4 protein-coding genes are annotated in these 3,084 nt (G+C 31.7%); 2 read left to right on the top strand and 2 right to left on the bottom strand.

Going from position 1 to position 3,084, the window contains the following annotated elements; translation table 11 throughout:
- Positions 1–110: 110 nt before the first annotated feature.
- Both cadX and RU86_RS11570 read right to left on the bottom strand, forming a co-directional pair.
- Positions 111–449, bottom strand: a complete 339-nt coding sequence (gene cadX, locus RU86_RS11575) for a Cd(II)/Zn(II)-sensing metalloregulatory transcriptional regulator CadX (protein WP_031367148.1) — start codon at positions 447–449, stop codon at positions 111–113.
- An 11-nt stretch (positions 450–460) separates the two neighbouring features.
- Positions 461–1,075, bottom strand: coding sequence for a CadD family cadmium resistance transporter (locus RU86_RS11570; RefSeq protein ID WP_179296290.1), 615 nt, complete (start codon positions 1,073–1,075; stop codon positions 461–463).
- A 28-nt stretch (positions 1,076–1,103) separates the two neighbouring features.
- Between RU86_RS11570 and RU86_RS12395 the strand changes: the two genes are divergently transcribed.
- Together RU86_RS12395 and RU86_RS11560 are read left to right on the top strand one after the other, a co-directional pair.
- Positions 1,104–1,328, top strand: a complete 225-nt coding sequence (locus tag RU86_RS12395) for a FanG protein (protein ID WP_072353678.1) — start codon at positions 1,104–1,106, stop codon at positions 1,326–1,328.
- A 301-nt stretch (positions 1,329–1,629) separates the two neighbouring features.
- Positions 1,630–2,466: an AraC family transcriptional regulator gene (locus RU86_RS11560; protein WP_096815423.1), complete on the top strand. Its 837-nt coding sequence runs from the start codon at positions 1,630–1,632 to the stop codon at positions 2,464–2,466.
- Positions 2,467–3,084: the final 618 nt, after the last annotated feature.

The following is a 3,084-nucleotide window of genomic DNA, read 5'->3' as shown; positions in this document are numbered from 1 at the left end:
GTTTGATTTTCAAACTTCGCAACAGAACCGGTATTTCTTGTGAGTAATTTTCATCAAAAAATTTCATAGATAAGCCCCCTATAAACATGGAAAAGTAGTAAAAATAGTTGTTATCCTAGTTGATTAAAAAAATCTCTGATTTCCTCATCTTTTATAAAATAATATATAATTTTCCCCTCTCTTCTAGTGTCCAAGATGTTTTGATTGGCTAGTTTACGAAGATGGTGGGAGGCAGATGCCATACTGAGATTTAGTAAACAGGCTATATCGCAGACACAGAGTTCTTCAACAGCAAGGAGATAAAAGATGATATTTATCTGTTTATTATCGGTAAACTTTGATAAAATGTGAAGTGATTTTTGGACTTTTTCCTTTTCAAGGTAGTTCGTGGCGGTTGTAACATTTTGTTGATTTATAACATTCACTTGGCAGATACTATCTTTTTTCAAAATATTTTCTCCTAGTCTAACACAGTCCATAGCATGTCAAAACTGTTATTTTCAATCAGGATATATATCCCCAATCCTAAATAAACAACGGCAATAAACCATCTGCTATATTTTTCCAAAGTTTCTTCAACAGAAGGGACTTGTGCCAATTTTTGGGCAGAAAAAACCAAGAGACAAATCATGACTAGAAAGGTAAGTAAAGCCACTATCAAATTCGCTAAATTTAAGGTAGTAAAATATGGGACAAAGACACCAATATTGTCAGCACCACAACTTGCAAAAGTAATCATAGCGACTAGAAAAATCAGGTTTTTATTATCTTTGCTCAAACCTTCTTTGGCAATAGCTTCTCCATCAGAATCTCCTAAAAGCAAAATTTTGAGGCCTAGGAAAATTGGAATCAAACCGAGCAAACCTAAAATCTCTTTACTAGGAATATAATCTAAGACAAATGCAAAAAGCAAACTTAGCAATATTAGACTAACAGAGCCTAGAAATTGTCCTAAATATATGTTAATGATGTCTTTTCTGCTTTTTCTTTTGGCAAAAAATAACATTAGGATAATAAGTAAGTCTACGGCTGTCCCAGAATACAGGATTATTGAAGTAACAACATTTTGAATCATAAAGCACCTCATTCAAATATATTTTTGAATGTATTTTAACATTAAACTTTGTAGATGTCAACTTCAGCTCCACCAAAATATAGATAAAAAGTTAGTGTACCAAATATTAAAAAGCCCTGCCATCGAAATGATAGCAGGGCTTAACTTCAATATCCAAATGATATATTCATCTAAAAAAGGTAGAGTAAAAGGTAGAGTTCTTATTGATTTATATTGCAATGTAATGAACTTTAAAAATTCAAAAATCGCTTAAAATCAATGTTTTGACGTCTAATGACGTGTAGTGAACCCCTTACTTAACTTCAGTAAAGATAAAGTTCAGGGTGACAAAGTTGTAAAAGAGTCAATATCAATAAGTTTTATTAATCGACTAGGTATTTTTATAGGTGTTGTGGGTGCTATAATAAGGTATTGGTAATCAACTGATGTTGGTATTTGTCGAAAAATTATTGGAATTAAATAGAGAAATGTTCAGCTTACAGTTTTTTTTGTACTAAAATTATTGGGTTTCCAATTTATTTATATGATAAACTCCTATGTGAGAGGTGATAAAAATGATGCATCAATTTAACAAAACCATCGACTATTTAGAAAGTACACTTACATCGGAAGTTGAACTTAAAAAATTTCAAAACATATCAGGTTATTCCTATCCACTATTTAGTAGAATTTTTTCGATTCTATCAGAAATTACTTTGGCAGAATACTTGAGAAATAGAAAACTTACACTAGCTGTAGATGATCTGTTGAATACTGATCAAAAAGTAATTGATATTGCTTTGAAATATAATTATGATTCAGCTGATGCTTTTAGTTTTTCTTTCAAAAAGTTTCATGGGAATTCACCCTCAGAAGTTCGAAAAGGGAAAAATTATAATTTATTTCCTAAAATGAAATTAGCTTTAAAAGTAATAGGAGGAAGTCAAATGAATATTAAAATCGAAACAAAGCCATCATTCAAAGTAGCTGGCGTATTAAAAGAAAACATTGAATCTAATCAATGTCCAAGTACATGGGATGAATTATATAGTAAATATAGTTTTGAACAATTAGAAAGTTTTGGAAATGGTCAGTCATTAGGTGTTTGTTATGAGAATGAGGGAAATGATAAGATTAATTATATGGCGGGATATAACGTCTTGGATGACGCTAAAGCTAGAAATTTAGGACTTGATATCTTAGAAGTTAAAGAAACTGAGTATGCAGTAGTTCCAGTTAAAGGATCAGTCCCTGATTCCATTCATCAGGCATGGAAATATCTGCTTGAAGAATTTTTCCCAGAAAATGGCTACAAACATTCAGGGTTACCAGATTTTGAAGTATATACCGAAAATGATATTCATGATCCCAATTATGAAATGGAGCTTTGGGTACCAATTGTAAAGCAGTAAATTATTAAAACAAAATGTCCTTCAGAAATATTTCTGAAGGACATTTTGTTATTCTATCTCTAGTCTCATATAATCAATTCATTCAAGAGACTTTAAACAAGCTAGCGGAACGCCCCAAAACGGACACACAACTCGATTTGTTTAGCTACGATACAGGCTGAAAATAAAACCCGCACTATGCCATTACATTTATATCTATGATACGTGTTTGTTTTTCTTTGCTGTTTAGTGAATGATTAGCAGAAATATACAAAGTAAGATTATAATTAATTATTAGGGGGAGAAGAAGAGAGTAGCCCGAAAACTTTTAGTTGGCTTGGACTGAACGAAGTGAGGGAAAGGCTACTAAAACGTCGAGGGGCAGTGAGAGCGAAGCGAACACTTGATTTTTTAAGTTTCTATCTTTTATAGGTCATTAGAGTATACTCTATTGTCTTGTTTTGTTTTCCGTGATATAATAGGTTTATAAATAGACAAAAGACTTGCGCAATAGGAAAAAGGAGACTTATGAAAAAGGAAGTAAAAGATATTCGCTACAATGTCAGAATGACAAAACAAACTTTTGATATTGATATTGTAGACAGCTTTGAAAGGTGCTGAACTTTTTACCTGTCTTAA

This window comes from Pseudolactococcus piscium, assembly GCF_002441695.1.
In the GTDB taxonomy this organism is placed as follows: Bacteria; Bacillota; Bacilli; order Lactobacillales; family Streptococcaceae; genus Pseudolactococcus; species Pseudolactococcus piscium.
The sequence above is the reverse complement of the archived record's forward strand: the minus strand, read 5'-3'. Positions and strand labels throughout refer to the sequence as shown.